This window comes from Mycobacterium sp., from assembly GCF_035640695.1.
In the GTDB taxonomy this organism is placed as follows: Bacteria; Actinomycetota; Actinomycetes; order Mycobacteriales; family Mycobacteriaceae; genus Mycobacterium.
Window position 1 is genome coordinate 66686 of record NZ_DASQVQ010000147.1, and the last position, 20661, is coordinate 87346.

Below are 20661 nucleotides of genomic sequence, written 5' to 3' on the forward strand. Positions count from 1 at the left end.
TCGGCTGGTCACTGGCCCGGTCCGCGACCGTTCGTCCGGGCCGATGGGGGATCGTCGCGCCGGCGGTTGCGGGTGTGTGAGTGTGTCTGGGCCCGCCGCCGAGGCGAACTATGCGGCAGCGGCGGCAGGGCCGCGGGCCCGTGGGTGTGCAGGGCGTCGATCAGTTCGCCCGCGACCTCGGCAAGCCGCCGCTCGTCGGCGTAGGCCAGCCGCGACGGCAGCTCCCCCAGCGGCACCCAGGCCACCTCGCTGACCTCCAGGTCGTCGTCGGAGAGCTCGCCGCCGAGGAAACGCAAGAGATAGTGGTGCACGGTCTTGTGCACCCGTCGGCCCTCGGTGACAAACCAGTAGTCGATGCTGCCCAGCGAGGCCAGCACGTCACCGCGGATTCCGGTCTCCTCGGCGACTTCGCGAATCGCGGTTTGCTCGGCGGTTTCACCCTGCTCGATGTGGCCCTTGGGCAGCGACCACAACATGCGGCCGCGGCGGTCGACCCGGCCGATCAGCGCGGCAACCTGCCTCTCCGGCGGCCCGTCGAGACCGTCGACGACGAGCCCACCCGCCGACGTCTCGTGCACGGTCCGCAATCGCGCCGGGGATCTGTGGCCGGGCCGCGGCTGATGGTTCTTCGCTGGCGCCGTTTCGGCCGGCTCGGCCTCCGGCCGCTGGGCCGTGTTTTCTGCCGGACCCGCAGCGCGCCGACGACGGCGCCGGCCTCGGCGCCGTCGTGGTTTGGCCTGTTCGCCGTCCGACACCCAAGCGATAGTAGCTGCCACCCGTTTTCGCTCCGGCCCCACGCGCCGGTGGGCCGTGCCCGTCAGCGCATTAGGCTAGTCGAACGTGCCTGACACCGCCTTCGACGCCCAACAGCTGGCCGCGGCCCAGCGGGAGCTGAATCAACACGGCGCTGTGCTTCGCGGGCTGGGCAGGTCGTTCGCCGACGCGGGCCATGAGCTGTATCTGGTCGGGGGCACCGTGCGCGACGCCGTGCTCGGGCGGCTCGGCACCGATCTGGATTTCACCACCGACGCGCGGCCGCACGAGGTGCAGCGCATCCTGCGGCCGTGGGCCGATGCGCTGTGGGACACCGGGATCGAGTTCGGAACCGTCGGTGCCGCCAAGGGCGACGACCGCGTCGAGATCACGACGTTTCGCGCCGATGCCTATGACCAGGTGTCGCGCCACCCCCAGGTCCGGTTCGGTGACCGCCTGGACGGCGATCTGATGCGCCGCGATTTCACCGTCAACGCGATGGCGGTGCGTGTCACGCCCGATGGCGCCGGCGAATTGTTTGACCCGCTGGGCGGTTTGGCGGCGCTGCAGCAAAGGGTGCTGGAGACGCCGTCGGCCCCGGAGGTGTCGTTCGGCGACGATCCGCTGCGGATGCTGCGCGCCGCGCGGTTCGTCTCGCAGCTGGGCTTTTCGGTGGCGCCGCGGGTACGCGCGGCGGTCGGGGAGATGGCCCGGCAGCTGGAGCGCATCAGCGCCGAACGGGTGGCAGCCGAACTCGACAAGCTGATGCTGGGCGCCGACCCGGTGGCCGGCATCGAGCTGATGGTCGACACCGGGATGGGTGATGTCGTGCTGCCCGAGGTCGGCGCGATGCGGCTGGCCATCGACGAGCACCACCAGCACAAGGACGTCTACCGGCATTCGCTGACGGTGCTGCGCCAGGCGATCGCCCTCGAAGATGAGGGCCCGGATCTGGTGCTGCGCTGGGCGGCGCTGCTGCATGACATCGGCAAGCCGGCGACCCGCAAGCTCGAAGCCGACGGCGGGGTGAGCTTTCACCACCATGAGGTGGTCGGCGCGAAGTTGGTGCGCAAGCGAATGCGGGCGTTGAAGTACTCCAAGCAGATGATCGAGGAGGTGGCCCAGCTGGTGTACCTGCATCTGCGCTTCCACGGCTACGGCGACGGCACCTGGACCGACTCGGCGGTGCGCCGCTATGTCACCGACGCGGGACCGCTGCTGCCGCGGCTGCACAAACTGGTTCGCGCGGATTGCACAACCCGCAACAAGCGGCGGGCGGCGCGGCTGCAGGCCAACTATGACGACCTGGAGCGGCGGATCGCCGAGCTGGCCGCGAAGGAAGACCTCGCGCGGGTGCGGCCCGACCTCGACGGCAACGAGATCATGGCGACCCTTGGCGTCTCGGCCGGCCCGCAGGTCGGCGAGGCGTGGCGGTATCTCAAGGAGTTGCGGCTGGAGCGCGGGCCGCTCAGTAAAGAGGAAGCCAGGGCCGAGCTGTTGGCGTGGTGGAACGCCCGGCAGTAGCGCTCAGTGGCGCCCGGGCCCGGGCGGGCCCGCGAACGCCTGCGCGATCGTCAGCCACCGCTGCGCGTCCTCGCCGACGGCCCCGATGTGCAACGCCCCGCGCGGCCGGCGCTGTGTGACCAGATAACAGAAGTCCTCCGCCGAGCCGGTCACCCGCTGCGCCGCATCTTCGGGCCCCCACGCCCACGTCGACCCGTCCGGCGCCCGCAGCTCGACGCGAAACGGCGCGTGCGGAGCCGGCAAGTCATTGACGGCGAACGCATAATCGCGCGTCCGCACACCGAGATGGGCGATCGAGCGCAGCCGATTGGTCGCCGGCTTCGGCACGCCGAGCGTGTCGCCGACGTCGAGGCCGTGCGCCCAGGTCTCCATCAGCCGGGCGGTGGCCATCGACGCGGCGCTCATCGGTGGCCCGAACCACGCCAGCTTGCGACCGGCGTCGACACCCAACAACGCGTCGTGCAACCGCGCCCGGGTGCGCCGCCAGTCGGCCAGCAGCTCCGCGGGCGGTCGCGCGGCCTCGGCATCGGCAGGCTTGTCGACGAAGCCGGCGGGATCCGCCGCGGCCGCGGTCAGCAGGTCGGCGAACGCCGGCTCGTCGATGATCGCCACCAGCGCGGCCCGATCGGTCCACAACAGGTGGCCGATCTGATGGGCGATGGTCCAACCCACCGCCGGTGTCGGAGCCGACCAGCGCTCCGCCGGCAGCTCCGCGACCAGTGCATCGAGCTCATCGCTCTCCGCACGCAGGTCGTCGACGATCGGGGACACATCGGCCATGAACCGAACCCTAGCCTCTCGCGCCGGGCGGTCCGCGCCGGCCGACGACGGTGTGCACGATCAACCCGGCCAGATACACCGCCGCGCCGGCGACCGCCAGGCCGGGTGAGTGACCGTTGTCGGCGATCACCGTCGCGGACACCGCGATCGCCGCAATGAACGACACCCAGAACAGCGAGTCCTGGACGGCGAACACATGCCCGCGCAGTGCGTCGTCGACGTCCATCTGCATCGCGGTGTCGGCGCACAATTTGATCACCTGACCGGCGGCGCCCAGCAGGAAGCCGCACACCAACATGACCGGCAGCACCAGACTCGCACCGATCAGCTGGATCGCCGCGGCGAACGCCAACGCGTAATTGGCGGTCGCGAACCGGCCCAGCCGGCGCACCGTCGCCGGCGTGAGCAGGGTCGCCAAGAACGATCCGGTTCCGGTCGCGGCGACGAACACCACGGCGGTGCCGAGCCCGACGACCGCGACCTCGCGGCTCTCGCTGTGCCGCACGAGCACCAGCATGAGCAGCGTATTGATGCCGAACACCACCCGGTGTGCGGCCAAACCGGTTAACGTCGCAGCTACACTCGGCGTGCTCACAACCGTGCGCAGCCCGTGCACCCAGCCGGTGGCCACCGCGTAGACCGCGGAGCCGTGGATTGCCCGGGCGGTGTCATCGGGGCCCAAGCTGTGTGGCGGAAACCGCAGCGCCAACAGCAGCGCCAGCAGCACCGGCACGGTGACGATGAAAATCACTGTGGCAGCGCCGGTGTCGCCCGCGCCGAAAAGCCAGCGCGCTATCAACATGAAGTTCGCACCCAAGAACGCCGCGGCCGCCCCCACCGCGGTGGCCACCGAATTCATCGTCACCACCTGCTCGCGCGGCACCACGTGCGGCAGCGCCGCCGACAGGCCCGAGGTGACGAAACGGGTGACGCCGTTGACGATCAGCGCGCCGCACAGAATCGGGATGTCGCCGGTGCCGACCGCCAGCAGCAGGGCCACGCCGGCGATCAGCAGCAACCGCGCGAAGTTGGCGCCGACGAGCACGAACCGGCGGTCCCAGCGGTCCAGCAGCGCGCCGGCAAACGGCCCCACCAACGAATACGGCAGGAACAACACCGCAAACGACACGGCGACCGCCCACGGGTCGGCAGCCCGGTCGGGATTGAACAGAATCGCACCGGCCAGACCGGCTTGGAACAAACCGTCTCCGAACTGGGCGGCCAGCCGCACGCCCAACAGTCGCCCGAACTGGGGCATGCCGCGCACCGACCGCCAAACGGCAATGGATGCGCGCGCGTCAACCACCAAAATCACTTTCCGTTGCGAACAGGTTCGAACACCTCGGCAACTTGACCCACAGTACAAATATCCCGGCGGGGCCGTGCTTGATGGCCACAACGGTGCTGCGCCGGTGACATGATGGTGAGATGGCGCACTCGGAGGATCCGGAGGACTACGCACCCGTGGCACATCGGGTGCGTGCGGGCACGTTGCTGCTCGCCAACACCGACCTGCTGGAGCCGACGTTTCGTCGCAGCGTCATCTACGTCGTCGAGCACAATGACGGCGGCACCCTCGGCGTAGTGCTGAACCGGCCCAGCGAAACCGCGGTCTACAACGTGTTGCCGCAGTGGGCCAAACTCGCCACCAAACCCAAGACCATGTTCATCGGCGGGCCGGTCAAGCGCGATGCGGCGCTTTGCCTGGCAACGCTGCGGGTCGGGACGGACCCGAACGGAGTGCCGGGTTTGCGCCACGTGCAGGGCCGGATGGTGATGGTCGATCTGGACGCCGACCCGGAATCGATCGCCCCGCTGGTCGAGGGGGTGCGCATCTTTGCCGGCTACTCCGGCTGGACGATCGGCCAGCTCGAGGGTGAGATCGAACGCGACGACTGGATTGTGTTGAGCGCGTTGCCGTCTGACGTTCTTGTCACGCCTCGGGTGGATTTGTGGGGCCGGGTGTTGCGCCGTCAGCCGCTGCCGTTGTCCCTGCTGGCCACCCACCCGATCGACATCAGCCGCAACTAGGCGACTTGGCGCCACAGCCGGTTGGCCATTACCGCGCACACCATCGGCTCAATCTGATGAAACGGCATGAGCGGCAACCCGCCTCAGCGGCACGACCGGGTGCACGTCGCGCAGCCACCCGCGCACGGCGTGGCCGATATCTCACGCTGAGCCGCCGCCGCGGTATACCGCGCACCTTGCCACGCGCCGGCCCCGACGGTGCCGACCGCGCCCACCACGCAGACGATCAATACCGGCAGGCCGGTCGCCGGCCTGGCGCCCAGCGCCACCACACCGCCGGCGCTGAGCATCACCGCCGCGGCCAGTTGGGTGGGTGCCACCGCCCGCAGAACTTGCTGCACGCCGGTGGCGGGCGCCGGCCGCGCCAACGCGCGAACCCCGAACCCCGCCGACACAGCCGCCGCGCATAGACACAGCACCGCCGCGATCAGCATTCGGAGAACTTTACGAAACCGACGCCGATCGCGCCAACCTAGGGACTGCCCGGCCGCGGGGCGGCCGCCGCCGGCGGCGCGGCTGCGGTGACGCGGAAGCCGTTGACGATCGCGTCGGTCGCGTCGGAGAACGCAACGGCCTGCGCCGCCGACGTGGTCACCGACAGCGACACCAGGTACTTGTCGGCGCCCGACGCCGCGATGATGTGACGGCGGAACGTGTTGAGCGTCTCCTCGTTCGAACGGTACGTGCCCTCGATACGCGCCGACGGGAACCCGCCGAAGTCGGTGAGCGCACCGCCGGTGGTCTTCCACGAAGGCAGCTGCTGGCTATCGACAAAGCCGTGGGTGATGGCCTCCAGCGGGTCGAAGTCGCCGCTCAGCTTGTACACCACCACCTGCGCGTTCGGCGTGTAGAGGCCATCGCCGCCCGCGCGGTTGGCAATCACGAGGAAGGCGTCCGGGACGTTCGGGTCGGGCACCTGCGACCAGCCCGCGGGCATCGGCAGTGTGATGGTGAGCGCCTTGAAGTCCTGCGGCCTCTGCGCGTCCAGCTTGACGCTCTTGCTGTTGAAGAAATCGGTCAACGTACCGGACGTGGCCGGCGTCAGCGCAGGCACCGCCGGTGGCAGCCCGGGGTTGGCCGCCTGTGGCAGCCCGGGGTTGGCTGCCTGCGGCAGCCAGGGGTTGGCCGTCGGCGCCACCGCGACCGGCGCGCCGGCTCCCGCCGCAGGTGTGGCGGTGACCGCCTGCGTGACGGTGGCGGGGGCCGGCGGAATAGGCAGGGTCGGCTCGGCCCCGGCGTGGGCGCCGGATAGCCCGGCCACGCCGGCCACGCCGGCCGCGGCTGCCCCGGCGACCGCCAACCACGCGCGGACTCTGTCGATCATGACGGCCGTCCCCCTCCAACTACGACGACGGACAAACTACGACGACGGACAAGCACCGCCTCGCCAGGCGCTGAACTTAACAACTGTCACTTCTGACCCACCAGACTCAGGACGGCTCTGCAACGGAACCGAGACCAAGCCGTGGCCGGCGCGACCGCCGAAGGTCCCGATTACCCTGTTGGCGTGGCAGAATCCCCGACCGCCGCGCCCAGTGCCGCTGGTGAAACCGACACCCCGCAGTTCCGCTACACCGCGGAACTGGCGGGCGAGATCGAGCACGCCTGGCAGCAGACCTGGGCCCGGCTGGGCACCTTTCAGGTGCCCAACCCGGTCGGCTCGCTTGCGCCCCCGGACGGCTCACCGGTGCCCGAGGACAAAATGTTCGTTCAGGACATGTTCCCGTATCCCTCGGGCGAGGGGCTGCACGTCGGTCACCCGCTGGGCTACATCGCCACCGACGTCTACGCGCGGTTCTTCCGGATGACCGGGCGCAACGTGCTGCATGCGCTGGGCTTCGACGCGTTCGGCCTGCCGGCCGAGCAGTACGCGATCCAGACCGGCACTCACCCGCGCACGCGGACCCAGGCCAACATCGTGAACTTCCGCCGCCAGCTCGGCCGGCTGGGATTCGGTCACGATGCCCGCCGCAGCTTCTCCACGACCGACGCCGAGTTCTACAAATGGACGCAGTGGATCTTCCTGCAAATCTATAACGCGTGGTACGACACCGCCGCCGACAAGGCACGGCCGATAGCCGACCTGGTAGCGGAGTTCGATTCAGCCGCAAGGACTCTGGCCGACGGCCGGGACTGGTCGGCGTTGTCGGCCGGCGAACGCGCCGATGTGATCGACAGTCATCGCCTGGTGTACCGGGCCGACGCGGTAGTGAACTGGTGCCCGGGACTGGGCACGGTGCTGGCCAACGAGGAGGTCACCACCGACGGTCGCAGTGAGCGGGGCAACTTCCCGGTGTTCCGCAAGCGGCTGAGGCAGTGGATGATGCGCATCACCGCGTACGCCGACAGGCTGCTCGACGATCTCGACGTGCTGGACTGGCCCGAGAAGGTCAAGACGATGCAGCGCAACTGGATTGGCCGGTCCACCGGCGCGTCCGCGCTGTTCACCGCGACGACCAACGACGGCAAGACCGCCGACATAGAGGTGTTCACCACTCGGCCCGACACCCTGTTCGGTGCCACCTACCTGGTGCTGGCGCCCGAACACCGACTCGTCGACGTGCTGACCGCCGCCGACTGGCCCGACGGCGTCGACCCCCGCTGGAGACACGATGCGGCGAATCCGGCCGAGGCCGTCGCCGCGTACCGGCGGTCGATTGCGGCGAAGTCAGACTTGGAACGCCAGGAGAGCAAGACCAAAACCGGTGTGTTTCTTGGCAGCTACGCCACCAACCCGGTCAACGGGCATCAGGTGCCGATCTTCATCGCCGATTACGTGCTGGTCGGATACGGCACCGGCGCAATCATGGCCGTGCCGGCCCACGACCACCGCGACTGGGAGTTCGCACACGAATTCGGTCTGCCGATCGTCGAAGTGATTGCCGGCGGAGACATTTCGGAAGCCGCCTACATTGGGGGCGGGCCGCTGGTGAACTCCGATGGCTTTGACGGGCTGTCGGCCGAGGATGCCAAGCAGGCGATCACCGAGCGGCTGGAGGCCGGCGGCCGCGGCAAGAGCCGCGTCGAATACAAGTTGCGCGACTGGCTTTTCGCACGGCAACGCTATTGGGGAGAGCCGTTTCCGATCGTTTACGACGAGATCGGCCGCCCGCACCCGCTGCCCGAGTCCTGTCTGCCGGTCGAACTGCCGGATATGGCCGACTACTCGCCGGTGCTCTTCGATCCCGACGACGCCGACAGTGAGCCGTCGCCACCGCTGGCGAAGGCGACCGACTGGGTGCATGTCGAACTCGATCTGGGCGACGGTCCGAAGCGCTACACCCGCGACACCAACGTGATGCCGCAGTGGGCGGGCAGCTCCTGGTATGAGCTGCGCTACACCGACCCGCACAATTCGGAACGTTTCTGCGCCAAAGAGAATGAGGAATACTGGATGGGACCGCGACCGGCCGAGCACGGTCCCGACGACCCCGGCGGCGTGGATCTCTACGTCGGCGGTGTTGAGCATGCGGTGCTGCATCTGCTGTATTCGCGGTTCTGGCACAAGGTGCTCTACGACCTCGGCCACGTCAGCTCGCACGAGCCGTACCGGCGGCTGGTCAATCAGGGCTACATTCAGGCGTACGCCTATACCGACTCACGCGGGGCGTACGTGCCTGCCGCCGAAGTACAAGAACGCGACGGCGTGTTCTTCTACCCCGGACCCGACGGCGAGATCGAGGTGTTCCAGGAGTTCGGCAAGATCGGCAAGAGCCTGAAGAACTCGGTGTCGCCCGACGAGATTTGCGACAACTACGGCGCCGACACGCTGCGGGTCTACGAGATGTCGATGGGGCCGCTGGAGGCGTCGCGCCCGTGGGCCACCAAGGACGTCGTCGGCGCGTTCCGCTTCCTGCAACGCGTCTGGCGGGTGGTGGTCGATGAATCCACCGGCCGGCCGCGCGTCGATGAGACCGACGTCGACACCGAGACGCTGCGCCTGCTGCACCACACCATCGCGGGCGTGACGGACGACTTCGCGAACCTGCGCAACAACACCGCGGCCGCCAAGCTGATCGAGTACACCAATCACCTCACCAAGCAGGGCACGTCAGCGCGGTCGGCGGTCGAGCCCTTGGTGTTGATGCTGGCGCCGCTCGCCCCGCACCTCGCCGAGGAGCTGTGGCGCCGGCTGGGCCACGGCCCGTCGCTGGCGCACGGGCCGTTCCCGCGGGCCGACCCCCGGTACCTGGTCGAGGAGAGCGTCGAACTCCCGGTTCAGGTCAACGGAAAGGTACGTGGCCACATCACGGTGTCGCCGGATGCCGACACCCGCGCGCTCGAGGCGGCGGCGCTGGCCGACGAAAAGGTCGCCGCGTTCCTGACCGGGGCGACGCCGAAAAAGGTGATCGTGGTGCCGGGCCGGCTGGTGAACCTCGTCGTGTAAAGCCTGTCGACCCTAGCGCTTCGGCCGCTGCCGCACGATGATCTCGTGCACCTGCGCATCCGGCGGTGTTGCGACGACTTCGGCGATCAGCCCGGCGACGGTTTCCGGCTTCAGCAACGATGATTCGTCGTACTCGCCGCCCTCGAACGCGACCAACTCCCGCTGCATCGCGGTGTCGATCCGGCCGGGGTGCACCGACGTCACTCGCAGCGCCGGCTCCTCGGCGCGCAGCGAATCCGCGACTGCTCGCAGCGCGAACTTGCTCGCCGAGTACGACGCCGCGCCAGGCAGCGCATTCAGTCCGGCGCCGGAGTTGATGAAGATGACGTGACCTTCGGCACCACGCAGTGCGGGCAGCACCGCCTGAGTCAGCGCGACCGCGCCAATAACGTTGACCTCGAACGCGGTTCGCCAGTCTCCGATATCGGAATCGGCGATGCCGGCAAACGACGCCACCCCGGCGTTGTGCACCAGCACGTCGAGCTCGTCGATGACTTCCGTGCTCGCCTCGATGCTGTCGATGTCGGTGAGATCCAACGGGAACGTGGGGGCGCCCAACGCTTCGGCGAGGGCATCGAGCCGAGGCGACGGCCGCCCCGCCAGCAGCAGGCTGTGGGTGGGCGCCAATGCGCGGGCGATGGCCGAGCCGAGGCCGCCGCCCGCCCCGGTGATCAGCGCGGTCGGCATGCCGGCCACCCTACCGTTGCATCGCGCAATGGCCGAAGTCGCCGCAGAATGGGTAAGCATGGCATCCGACCCGGGCTTTACTTCCACGCAGCTGGCCGCTCGCGCGGCCTATCTGCTGCGGGGCAACGACCTGGGTGTGATGACCACGGCCGCGCCGCTGCTGTATCCGCACATGTGGAGCTGGGACGCCGCGTTTGTTGCGGTCGGCCTCGCGCCGCTGAGCGTCGAGCGGGCCGTAGTGGAGTTGGACACGCTGCTTTCTGCACAGTGGGCGAACGGGATGATCCCGCACATCGTGTTTGCCACCGGCGGGGATGGCTATTTCCCGGGCCCGGCCCGGTGGGCCACCGCGACACTGGCCGCCAACGCCCCGCGCAACCGGCATACGTCCGGAATCACCCAACCGCCCGTGCACGCGATCGCCGTCGAGCGCATCCTCGAGTACGCGCGCAGGCGCGGCCGCACCACCCGTCAGGTTGCCGACGCCTTCGTCGACCGGCGGTGGTCCGATCTGGTGCGCTGGCACCGGTGGCTGGCCGAGGCGCGTGACCAGAACTCGCGCGGCCGGATTACGCTCTATCACGGCTGGGAATCCGGGATGGACAATTCGCCACGCTGGGATGCGGCCTACGCCAACGTGATTCCGGGCAAGCTGCCGGAGTACCAACGCGCCGACATCGCGATCGTGACGGACCCCACGCAGCGGCCGACCGACAATGAGTACGACAGGTATCTGTGGCTTCTCGAGGAGATGAAGGCCGCGCGCTACGACGACGAGCTGCTGCCCAAGGTGATGAGCTTCATGGTGGAAGACGTGTTCGTCTCGGCGATCTTCGCGGTGGCCTGCGACGTGCTGGCCAACATCGGTGAAGACTACAAACGCCCGCATGCCGACGTCCGTGATCTATATGCGTGGGCCGACCGGTTCCGGGCCGGCGTGGTGGGGACTGCCGACGAAAGAACCGGTGCAGCCAGGGATTACGACGTTCGTGCCGAGCGCTGGGTGGCCACCGAGACGGTCGCTCAATTCGCGCCGCTGCTCTGCGGCGGCCTGCCGCATGGCAAGGAGCGCACGCTGCTGCGGCTGCTCGAGGGTCCGCGGTTCTGCGGGCACCCGGATCTGAAGTTCCCGCTGATCCCGTCGACGTCGCCGGTGGCTCGGGATTTCCAGCCGCGCGAATATTGGCGCGGGCCGGTGTGGCCGGTGATGACGTGGCTGTTCTCCTGGGCGTTCGGGCGTCGGGGCTGGGCGGAGCGGTCGCGGACCCTGGCCAGGGAGGGTCTGCGGCAGGCCAGCGACGGCACGTTCGCCGAGTATTACGAGCCGTTCACCGGTGAGCCGCTGGGCAGCATGCAACAGTCCTGGACCGCCGCGGCGGTGCTGGACTGGCTCGGCTGACTAGCCGATAACGGTCAGGTGCCGCCCTGGCTGGCCAGCCGCTCCAACGGCAGCAGCGCCTTCGTCAGCGTCTCCAGGTCGTCCTCGCTGAGCTTGCTGAGCATCGCCGCGAGTGCGGCGCGACGATTGGCCAGCGATTCACGGTGCACGGCGAGGCCACGCGGAGTGATGTCGACGAGCACCGCCCGCAGATCCGAGGGGTCGCGGGACCGCTTCACCAAACCGAGCTTTTCCAGTCGGCGGATCGCGACGGTCGTCGTCGGCGTGCGAACCCGTTCGTGGGCGGCCAGCTCGGTCATCCGGATTGGGCCGCGGTCCAGCAGTGTAAACAGAATCGATAGCTGCGCCAGGGTCAGATCACCGGTGGCAACCCGGCTGGTGTCGCCCCGACGCAACACCGCGAAAACCTTGGTGAGGACACGGTGCAGCTCTTCGGCCAGCTCACTGACCTGCGGTTGTGTGTCCACCATAATTCGCCAGTCTAACCTGTCTGGAACTGCCGGGACTCAAACTCGGCATTTCCGCTACCGAATTTGCGACAAGAACCGCTGGCGGCGTTTGGGTTCGGGACGGTCGAAGATCAGCTCGGCGCCAAGCTCAGCGATCAGCAGCGGCTGCGTCGAAAAACCTGCGCCGCAAGCTAATAAGCTCCATTTGCTCGGTCGCGCCAGCGGCACAACGCCTCGGCTCTGCTCAGGTCGTAGTCGGGACCGCTGACGCCGACCGTGAACTGCGTGACGCCGAGCTCGACGAGCGCGTCGGCCTCGGCCAGCAGCGCATCGCCGGCGGCCTGGACAGCTGCCGACCGCTCGATGGTCGCCGGATCGCGGCCCACGTCGGCGCAGTGCCCGGCCAAGATCTCGGCCTTGCGTGGATAGGTTGCGCGGTCGACGAAGCCGTGCCACGTGTTGGCGTATTCGGCCACCAGTCGCAGCGTCTTCTTCTCGCCCTGCCCACCGATGAGGATCGGAATGTCGCGGGTCGGAGCGGGGTTCAGCTTCGCGAAGCGTGCCTTGATCCGCGGCAGCGCGGCCGCCAGCTGATCGAGCCGACGTCCCGCGGTGGCGAAGTCGTAGCCGTACTCGTCGTAGTCGCGCTGAAACCAACCGGAACCGATTCCTAGGATCAGTCGGCCACCCGAAATATGGTCGGTAGTGCGGGCCATGTCGGCCAGCAGGTCCGGATTGCGATACGAGTTGCAGGTGACCAGGGCACCGAACTCGACGCGTGACGTCTGCTCGGCCCATGCGCCGAGCATGGTCCAGCATTCGAAGTGCGGCCCGTCGGGGTCGCCGGAGAGCGGGAAGAAGTGGTCCCAGTTGTAGGCGACGTCGACACCGATGTCTTCGCAGCGGCGCACGGCATCACGGATGTTGGCGTATTCCGGCGAGTGCTGCGGCTGCAGCTGCACGCCGATTCTGATTGGGAAGGTCACCCGGTCACGGTAGCGCCGCGCCGGGTCGCCGAGTGCGCCGACTACTGGGCGTCCACGATTTCGCGGAGGATGGCGACGAGCGCCAGCGGCTGATCGCTTTGCACCGAATGCCCGGAATCGGCGACGACGTGCACACCTCGAAAACCCGGCGCGGTGCGCGCGAATTCGTCGACGTCCTCGTCGGTGACGAACTTAGAACATGCCCCGCGCACCAACGTGGTGGGCGTGGTCAGTGCGGGCACGTCGTCCCACAGCCCGACGAAGCCGTCGCCCTTGCGAATTGCGTCGTACCGCCACGTCCAGGTACCGTCGCTGCGCCGCTTTGAGTTGTGAAAAACGCCGCGCCGCAACGATTCCCGGTCCCGGTGTGGCGCCGCCGCGATCGTCAACTCCAGCATCGCCTGGAAACTCGGGAAGGTCCGATCGCCCTGGATGAGGCCGACGGTGCCGCGCTGCGCGTCGGTCATCTCGGTGTGCCGATCGGGTGCCGACGGTGTGACGTCGACGAGCACCAGGTTGGGCACCAAGTCCGGCGCGCTGACGGCCAACCGCAGCGCCGTCAGGCCGCCCAGCGACATTCCGACCACCAAGTCCGGATGGGGAGCCAGCCGCCGCAGCACGGGTTCCAGCGCCTCGGCGTTGCGCCGCGGCCCGTAATCGCCGTCCGCGCGCCATGCCGATCGTCCGTGCCCCGGTAGGTCGACGGCCACTGCCGGCTCGCCCAGCCCGATGATGACGGTATCCCAGGTGTGTGCGTTCTGTCCGCCACCGTGCAGGAACACCACCCGCGGCGGCCCGTCGCCGAACCGCAGCGCGCTGACCGGGCCCACGTCGACACGTTCGACGGCGGGCAACGGCCCCGTCACACCGGCTTGTCGCGCATTCTCCTCGAGCAGCGCGAATTCCGGCAGCGCGGCCAGTTCGTCGTCGGACAGCTCGGCGTTGGTCACGCCGTTGACGCTAGCTCTGGCCGCCGGCGATGAACTCCTCCAGCCTGGTGCGGGCCACGTCGTCCGGCAGCTGCTGCGGCGGACTCTTCATCAGGTACGCCGACGCCGGGACGATCGGGCCGCCGAGCCGGCGGTCCTTGGCGATCTTCGCCGCGCGCACCGCGTCGATGATCACGCCCGCCGAGTTCGGCGAATCCCACACCTCGAGCTTGTACTCGAGGTTCAGCGGCACGTCGCCGAACGCCCGGCCCTCCAGCCGGACGTAGGCCCACTTGCGGTCGTCGAGCCAGCCGACGTGGTCGGACGGACCGATGTGCACGTCCTTGGTCTTGAACTCGCGCTGCAGGTTCGACGTCACGGCCCGGGTCTTGGAGATCTTCTTCGACTCCAGCCGCTCGCGCTCGAGCATGTTCAAAAAGTCCATGTTTCCGCCGACATTCAGCTGCATCGTGCGGTCGAGCTGCACGCCGCGGTCCTCGAACAGCTTCGCCAACACCCGGTGGGTGATCGTCGCGCCCACCTGGCTCTTGATGTCGTCGCCGATGATCGGCACACCGGCATCCTCGAACTTCTTGGCCCACACCGGATCGGAGGCAATGAACACCGGCAGCGCGTTGACGAACGCCACACCGGCGTCGATCGCGCACTGCGCGTAAAACTTGTCGGCCTCCTCCGAGCCCACGGGCAGGTACGACACCAGCACGTCAACCTGGTTGTCCCTCAGCGCCTTCACCACGTCGACCGGTTCGGCGTCGGAGAGCTCGATCGTGTCGGCGTAGTACTTGCCGATGCCGTCGAGCGTCGGGCCGCGCTGCACCACCACGTCGGTGGGCGGTACGTCGGCAATCTTTATCGTGTTGTTCTCCGACGCGAAGATCGCCTCGGACAGGTCGAATCCGACCTTCTTCGCGTCCACGTCGAAGGCGGCGACGAACTTGACGTCGCGAACGTGGTACGGCCCGAAGCGCACATGCATCAGGCCGGGAACCGTCGAGTTCTCGTCGGCATCGCGGTAGTACTGAACGCCCTGAACCAGCGAGGAAGCGCAGTTACCGACGCCGACTATGGCGACGCGCACCGCCCCGGGGGTTCCGTTCCTGTCACTCATGGGCGTTCTCCTTTTCCTTTGAATCGTCGGGTCGGTGCATCGCGGTGCGTCTACTGCTCGGCACGGCCCTGCGCCACACGTTCCGCTGCTATCAATTCGTTGAGCCAGTTCACTTCGCGCTCGCTGGAGTCAAGTCCTAGCTGGTGCAGTTGGCGGGTATAGCGGTCGAGTGAGTTGCTGGCCCGCGCCACTGCTTCACGCAGCGCCTCGCGGCGCTCCTCCACCTGACGGCGTCGACCCTCCAGGATGCGCATCCGGGCCTCGGCCGGCGTGCGGTTGAAGAATGCCAGGTGTACGCCGAAACCGTCGTCGGTGTAGTTCTGCGGACCGGTGTCGGCGACGAGCTCGGCGAACCGTTGCCTGCCGGCGTTGGACAGTTGGTATACCCGTCGGCCGCGGCGCCGAACCGGCGTGCCCGCCGGGGCGACGTCCTCGACGATCAGCCCGTCGGCCTGCATCCGCCGCAGCGCCGGGTACAGCGAGCCGTACGAGAACGCGCGGAAGGCACCCAGCAAACCAGTGAGGCGTTTTCGCAGCTCGTAGCCGTGCATGGGCGATTCGAGCAGCAGTCCCAGGATGGCGAGCTCCAGCACCGAACCACCTCCTTTGCGCGGCCGTTAGGACGGTGAAACACCTCGCGCCATAGTATCGCGTCGATATATTTGGCGCTACGCCGGGTCGCGTGCCTGGCGATTGCCGCGTCGCCACGTCGAAGATCGTAAGAGTTGCGCAGAAAATTGAGCCGCCAACGCCGCAGACCAGATGCCCCACCGATGAATGGACATAGTTGTCCGGTGCTCGTGCGTCCCCGGGCAGACGTACTCTGGTCACCGTGCGACTGCAGCGACAGGTGGTGGACTACGCGCTCCGGCGCCGCTCTCTGCTGGCCGAGGTGTACTCCGGCCGCACCGGTGTTTCCGAAGTCTGCGACGCCAACCCGTACCTGCTGCGCGCCGCCAAATACCACGGCAAGCCGAGTTCGGTAGTGTGCCCGATCTGTCGCAAGGAACAGCTCACGTTGGTGTCCTGGGTGTTTGGGGATCACCTCGGCGCGGTATCCGGTTCAGCTAGGACCGCCGAAGAGTTGGTGATGCTCGCGGCGCGTTACGACGAATTCTCGGTACACGTGGTGGAGGTATGCCGGACCTGCAGCTGGAATCACTTGGTCAAGTCGTATGTGCTCGGCGCGGTGCCCCCTGCCAAGGGCTCGCGCGGCACCCGGACGGCGCGCAATGGCGCGCGCACGGCCAGTGAATAGCGGAGAGCGCCCAGAACGGTCAGCCACTAACGTCCGACGCGGACCCGCGGCCGACCGCGCCCCGGGCCGTCCACGGCGGGGCGACGGACCGTCGGGTCGACCCGAGGCGCCGCCGGTGAGACGTCCCGAAACACGTCGGCCGCCGCCGGAGGCTCATCCGACGGCGGTCATTCGCACGGTCCGCGATGAGCCGATGCGCGACCCTATCGAGGCTGTCAAGGCGGCGTTGGACAGACCTCCACCGCCCCGGTATCCGCCACGCCGCCTCGGTCCGCCACCCGGTGGCGGACATGGCCCGCCGCCACCGCCCCCACCGGGGCCACGGCCGGAGCTGCAGATCAACTGGAAGTGGTTGCGGCGTGGGCTCGCAGCCTCCTTCGCGGCGTTGATCCTGCTGCCGATCATGACGTTCGCGATGGCCTACCTCATGGTCGACGTGCCCAACCCGGGCGACATCCGCACCAACCAGGTGTCCACGATCCTGGCCAGCGACGGCTCCGAGCTGGCGAAAATCGTTCCGCCGGAAGGCAACCGCGTCGACGTCGACATCAAACAGGTGCCCCAGCACGTGCGCGACGCGGTGATGGCGGCCGAGGACCGCAACTTCTACTCGAATCCCGGCTTCTCGTTCACCGGCTTCGCCCGTGCGGTGAAGAACAACATCGTCGGCGGCGACACGCAAGGCGGGTCGACGATCACCCAGCAGTACGTCAAAAACGCGTTGGTGGGTTCGCAGCGCGCCGGCGTGGGCGGCCTGACCCGCAAGGCCAAGGAGCTGGTGATCTCGACGAAGATGTCGGGGGAGTGGCCGAAGGACCAGGTGCTGCAGGCCTACCTGAACATCATCTACTTCGGCCGCGGAGCCTACGGCGTCGCCGCGGCGGCCAAGGCCTACTTCAACAAGCCGGTCGAGCAGCTCACCGTCTCCGACGGCGCACTGCTGGCGGCGTTGATCCAGCGCCCGTCGACCCTCGACCCGGCCGTCGATCCCGACGGTGCCGCCAAGCGCTGGAACTGGGTGCTCGACGGCATGGTGACGATCGGTGCGCTGGCACCGAAAGACCGGGCGGCGCAAGTGTTTCCGCCCACCGTGCCGCCCGAGCAGGCCCGCGCGGACAGCCAGATTAGCGGCCCGAACGGGCTTATCGAGCGGCAGGTCACCAAGGAGCTGCTCGACCTGTTCAACATCGACGAACGCACGTTGAACACCGAAGGGCTGCAGGTCACCACCACGATCGATCCGATGGCGCAGAAGGCGGCGGAGCAGGCCGTCTCGAAGTACATGCAGGGCCAAAACCCCGACATGCGCGCCGCGGCGGTGTCGATCGACCCGCGCACCGGCGGGGTCAAGGCGTACTACGGCGGCGCCGACGCGAACGGGTTCGACTTCGCGCAGGCCGGCCTGCAGACCGGGTCGGCGTTCAAGGTGTTCGCGTTGATCGCCGCGCTGGAGCAGAACATCGGCCTGGGCTACCAGCTGGACAGCTCGCCGCTGACGGTGGACGGCATCAAAATTACCAACGTGGAGGGCGAGAGCTGCGGCACCTGCAGCATCGCCGAGGCGCTGAAACGGTCGCTGAACACGAGCTACTACCGGCTGATGCTGAAGCTGAAGAAGGGTCCGCAAGATGTCGCGGCCGCCGCGCATCAGGCCGGCATCGCCGACAGCTTCCCCGGTGTCGACCACACCTTGTCCGAGGACGGCAAGGGCGGCCCGCCGAACAACGGGATCGTGTTGGGCCAGTATCAAACCCGGCCGATCGATATGGCCTCTGCGTACGCGACGCTGGCAGCGTCGGGCACATATCATGCGCCGCACTTCGTGCAGAAGGTGGTCAATGCCGACGGGCAGGTGCTGTTCGACGCGGCGACCCGGGACACCGCCGGTGAGAAGCGCATCGACGACGCCGTTGCGAACAACGTCATCTCGGCGATGCAACCGATCGCCGCCTACTCCAACGGGCATGCGCTCGCCGGTGGCCGCACGTCGGCCGCCAAGACCGGCACCACCCAGCTTGGCGACACCGGGGCCAACAAGGACGCGTGGATGGTCGGTTTCACCCCATCGCTGTCGACGGCGGTGTGGGTGGGCACCACCGAGGGCACGAAGCCACTCGTGAACAAGTGGGGCTCACCGGTGTACGGCTCCGGCCTGCCGTCGGACATCTGGAAGTCGACGATGGACAACGCGCTGCAGGGCACGAAGAACGAGTCGTTCCCGAAGCCCACCGAGATCGGCGGCTATGCGGGACCGCCCGCTCCGCCCGCGCCGCTCCCGTCGGCGAGCCCGACGGCACCGTCGATTCTGCCGGGCCAGCAGGTGATTCAGCCGACCGTTGAGGTGGCGCCGGGCATCACCATCCCGATCGGCCCGCCGACCACGGTGCCGGTCGCACCGCCCGCCGGCCAGCCGGGCACACAGCCCGGGATCCAGAATCAGCCCGGGACGCAGAACCAACCCGGGACGCAGAATCAGCCCGGGACGCAGAGTCAGCCTGGGACGCAAGGCGGTCCACAGAGTCCGTTCCAGCCCGGACCATTTTCACAAACGCCGCCGTGACGGACACGGACGCGGAGAGATCGACCGCGCCGACGGTGTCGCCGCTGCCCGTGGCGGCCGATCGGCGCAGCATCGACGATCGCGACCTGCCAAGCCGCACCGATGTTTTCGTTGCTGCCCTCTCGGAAACCATCGGCGGCCCGGTCGGCAAACACGCATTGATCGGCCGCGCCGGCCTGCTCACACCGCTGCGGGTGATGTTCGTGATTGCGCTGGTCTTCATGGCGCTGGGCTGGTCGACGAAGGCGGCGTGCCTGCAGAGCACTCGCACCGGGCCCGGCGATCAGCGTGTCGCCAACTGGGAGAACCAACGCGCGTATTACGAGCTGTGCTACTCCGACATCGTTCCGCTGTACGGCGCGGAGTTGCTGAACCAGGGCAAGTTTCCGTACAAGTCGAGCTGGGTGGAGACCGACAGCACGGGTGCGGTCAAGGCCCAGTACAACGGTCGCCCGGCGGTTCGGTACATGGAGTATCCGGTGCTCAGCGGGCTCTACCAGTACACCTCGATGGCGCTGGCCAAGACCTACACTGCGCTAAGCAAGGTCATCGCGCTGCCAATCGTCGCCGAGGTCGTGATGTTCTTCAACATCGCCGCTTTCGGCCTGGCGGTGGCGTGGCTGGCGACGGTGTGGGCGACTGCGCGGCTGGCAGGCCGACGGGTATGGGACGCGGCGCTCGTCGCGGCGTCGCCGATCGTCATATTTCAGGTCTTCACGAACTTCGATGCGCTGGCAACGGCTTTCGCCACCGGGGCGATATTGGCATGGGCACGCCGCAAACCGGTCCTGACCGGTGTGCTGATCGGCCTCGGCGTGGCGGCCAAGCTGTATCCGGTGCTGTTGCTGATCCCGCTGTGCATCCTGGGGGTACGCGCGGGTCGGCTGCGCGAAGTCGGCAACGCCGCGGCCGCGACGCTGATCACCTGGCTGCTGGTGAACCTCCCGGTGCTGGTGCTATTCCCGCGCGGCTGGTCGGAGTTCTTCCGACTCAACATGCGCCGCGGCGACGACATGGACTCGCTGTACAACGTCGTCAAGTCCTTCACCGGATGGCAGGGATTCGATCCGAATCTGGGATTCTGGGAACCGCCGCGGTTGCTCAACACCGTCGCCGTGGTGTTGTTTGTATTGGGTTGTGCGGCAATCGCTTATGTCGCGCTGACCGCGCCGCAACGGCCGCGCGTAGCGCAGTTGGCGTTTCTGGTGGTCGCGGTGTTCCTGCTGACCAACAAGGTGTGGAGTCCGCAGTTTTCGTTGTGGCTCGTCCCGCTGGCGATATTGGCGTTGCCGCATCGGCGAATTCTGCTGGCGTGGATGACAATCGACGCGCTGGTATGGATTCCCCGGATGTTGTACCTGTACGGCGAGCAGAACCGGGGACTGCCCGAGCAGTGGTTCACCGCCGCGGTGCTGATCCGCGATTTGGCGGTGATTGGACTGTGCACGTTGGTGGTCTGGCAGATCTATCACCCCGCCGGCGACCTGGTTCGGTTCGGTGGGCGCATCGATGACCCGTCCGGTGGGGTGTTCGATCGCGCTCCCGACGCGCCGCCGAGCTGGCTGCCGCACTGGCTGAGACCCGTCGGCGGCAAGGACCCGACCACCGCGCCGGCTGTCTAGTCACACTCGCCGCCCTCAGCTCCCACCGCGATTTCGCACGTCAGCATCCGTTCCTGTAACCTGGGCCGGTTGCCGACGCAGGCGACCCTCCTGCCACGGACCGACCGTGGCCGCACATGACCATAGGAGGTGATGAGGTTCCCATGCGTCCCTACGAAATCATGGTC

Annotated in this window: 18 protein-coding genes; 7 read left to right on the top strand and 11 right to left on the bottom strand. The window is 67.9% G+C overall.

The window, feature by feature from the left end:
- Positions 1–8: 8 nt before the first annotated feature.
- Positions 9–755 carry an NUDIX hydrolase gene (locus VE759_RS17625; protein WP_324934778.1) on the bottom strand — a complete coding sequence of 249 codons (747 nt, stop codon included), beginning with the start codon at positions 753–755 and terminating at the stop codon, positions 9–11.
- A gap of 85 nt (positions 756–840) precedes the next feature.
- On the opposite strand from VE759_RS17625, the gene VE759_RS17630 reads away from it, so the two are divergent.
- A complete protein-coding gene (locus VE759_RS17630) occupies positions 841–2277 on the top strand; it encodes a CCA tRNA nucleotidyltransferase (RefSeq protein WP_324934780.1) in 1437 nt (478 codons plus the stop codon).
- A gap of 3 nt (positions 2278–2280) precedes the next feature.
- Here the strand turns inward: VE759_RS17630 and VE759_RS17635 are convergent, their stop codons facing one another.
- Entirely contained in the window at positions 2281–3057 is a 777-nt protein-coding gene (locus VE759_RS17635) for a TIGR03084 family metal-binding protein (protein ID WP_324934782.1), read from the bottom strand.
- A 10-nt stretch (positions 3058–3067) separates the two neighbouring features.
- Positions 3068–4315, bottom strand: a complete 1248-nt coding sequence (locus tag VE759_RS17640; RefSeq protein WP_324934784.1) for an MFS transporter — start codon at positions 4313–4315, stop codon at positions 3068–3070.
- Between the two features lie 170 nt (positions 4316–4485).
- Here VE759_RS17640 and VE759_RS17645 point away from each other — a divergent pair, with 170 nt between their 5' ends.
- The gene (locus tag VE759_RS17645; protein ID WP_324934786.1) at positions 4486–5088 is read left to right on the top strand and encodes a YqgE/AlgH family protein; all 603 of its coding nucleotides are present in this window, start codon (positions 4486–4488) and stop codon (positions 5086–5088) included.
- A gap of 83 nt (positions 5089–5171) precedes the next feature.
- Here the strand turns inward: VE759_RS17645 and VE759_RS17650 are convergent, their stop codons facing one another.
- Both VE759_RS17650 and VE759_RS17655 read right to left on the bottom strand, forming a co-directional pair.
- Positions 5172–5522 (bottom strand): hypothetical protein, encoded by a 351-nt coding sequence (locus VE759_RS17650; RefSeq protein ID WP_324934788.1) that lies wholly within the window; start codon positions 5520–5522, stop codon positions 5172–5174.
- 38 nt (positions 5523–5560) lie between these two features.
- Complete coding sequence (locus VE759_RS17655; protein WP_324934790.1) at positions 5561–6412, bottom strand: LpqN/LpqT family lipoprotein; 852 nt, start codon at positions 6410–6412, stop codon at positions 5561–5563.
- A 183-nt stretch (positions 6413–6595) separates the two neighbouring features.
- On the opposite strand from VE759_RS17655, the gene leuS reads away from it, so the two are divergent.
- Entirely contained in the window at positions 6596–9475 is a 2880-nt protein-coding gene (gene leuS / locus VE759_RS17660; protein WP_324934793.1) for a leucine--tRNA ligase, read from the top strand.
- 12 nt (positions 9476–9487) lie between these two features.
- On the opposite strand, the gene VE759_RS17665 is transcribed toward leuS, so the two are convergent.
- Positions 9488–10162, bottom strand: coding sequence for an SDR family oxidoreductase (locus tag VE759_RS17665; RefSeq protein ID WP_324934795.1), 675 nt, complete (start codon positions 10160–10162; stop codon positions 9488–9490).
- 58 nt (positions 10163–10220) lie between these two features.
- Here VE759_RS17665 and ggh point away from each other — a divergent pair, with 58 nt between their 5' ends.
- Complete coding sequence (gene ggh / locus VE759_RS17670) at positions 10221–11561, top strand: glucosylglycerate hydrolase (protein WP_324934797.1); 1341 nt, start codon at positions 10221–10223, stop codon at positions 11559–11561.
- 14 nt (positions 11562–11575) lie between these two features.
- Here ggh and VE759_RS17675 read toward each other — a convergent pair whose 3' ends face one another.
- The 5 genes from VE759_RS17675 to VE759_RS17695 form a co-directional block, all read right to left on the bottom strand.
- The gene (locus VE759_RS17675; protein WP_324934799.1) at positions 11576–12031 is read right to left on the bottom strand and encodes a MarR family transcriptional regulator; all 456 of its coding nucleotides are present in this window, start codon (positions 12029–12031) and stop codon (positions 11576–11578) included.
- 170 nt (positions 12032–12201) lie between these two features.
- Positions 12202–12996 (bottom strand): LLM class F420-dependent oxidoreductase, encoded by a 795-nt coding sequence (locus VE759_RS17680; protein WP_324934801.1) that lies wholly within the window; start codon positions 12994–12996, stop codon positions 12202–12204.
- A gap of 41 nt (positions 12997–13037) precedes the next feature.
- On the bottom strand, positions 13038–13946 hold the full coding sequence (locus tag VE759_RS17685) for an alpha/beta hydrolase (RefSeq protein WP_324934803.1): 909 nt from the start codon (positions 13944–13946) through the stop codon (positions 13038–13040).
- A 10-nt stretch (positions 13947–13956) separates the two neighbouring features.
- Entirely contained in the window at positions 13957–15054 is a 1098-nt protein-coding gene (locus VE759_RS17690; RefSeq protein ID WP_324934805.1) for an inositol-3-phosphate synthase, read from the bottom strand.
- A gap of 50 nt (positions 15055–15104) precedes the next feature.
- On the bottom strand, positions 15105–15647 hold the full coding sequence (locus VE759_RS17695; protein WP_324934807.1) for a PadR family transcriptional regulator: 543 nt from the start codon (positions 15645–15647) through the stop codon (positions 15105–15107).
- A gap of 239 nt (positions 15648–15886) precedes the next feature.
- Here VE759_RS17695 and VE759_RS17700 point away from each other — a divergent pair, with 239 nt between their 5' ends.
- Genes VE759_RS17700 through VE759_RS17710 form a run of 3 tightly spaced genes read left to right on the top strand, consistent with a single transcriptional unit; the run spans position 15887 to position 20494 of the window.
- The gene (locus tag VE759_RS17700) at positions 15887–16312 is read left to right on the top strand and encodes a DUF5318 domain-containing protein (RefSeq protein WP_324934809.1); all 426 of its coding nucleotides are present in this window, start codon (positions 15887–15889) and stop codon (positions 16310–16312) included.
- Entirely contained in the window at positions 16305–18872 is a 2568-nt protein-coding gene (locus VE759_RS17705; protein ID WP_324934811.1) for a transglycosylase domain-containing protein, read from the top strand. The genes VE759_RS17700 and VE759_RS17705 overlap by 8 nt, the downstream gene beginning before the upstream one ends.
- Positions 18873–18907: 35 nt before the next feature.
- The gene (locus VE759_RS17710) at positions 18908–20494 is read left to right on the top strand and encodes a glycosyltransferase family 87 protein (protein ID WP_324934824.1); all 1587 of its coding nucleotides are present in this window, start codon (positions 18908–18910) and stop codon (positions 20492–20494) included.
- Positions 20495–20661: the final 167 nt, after the last annotated feature.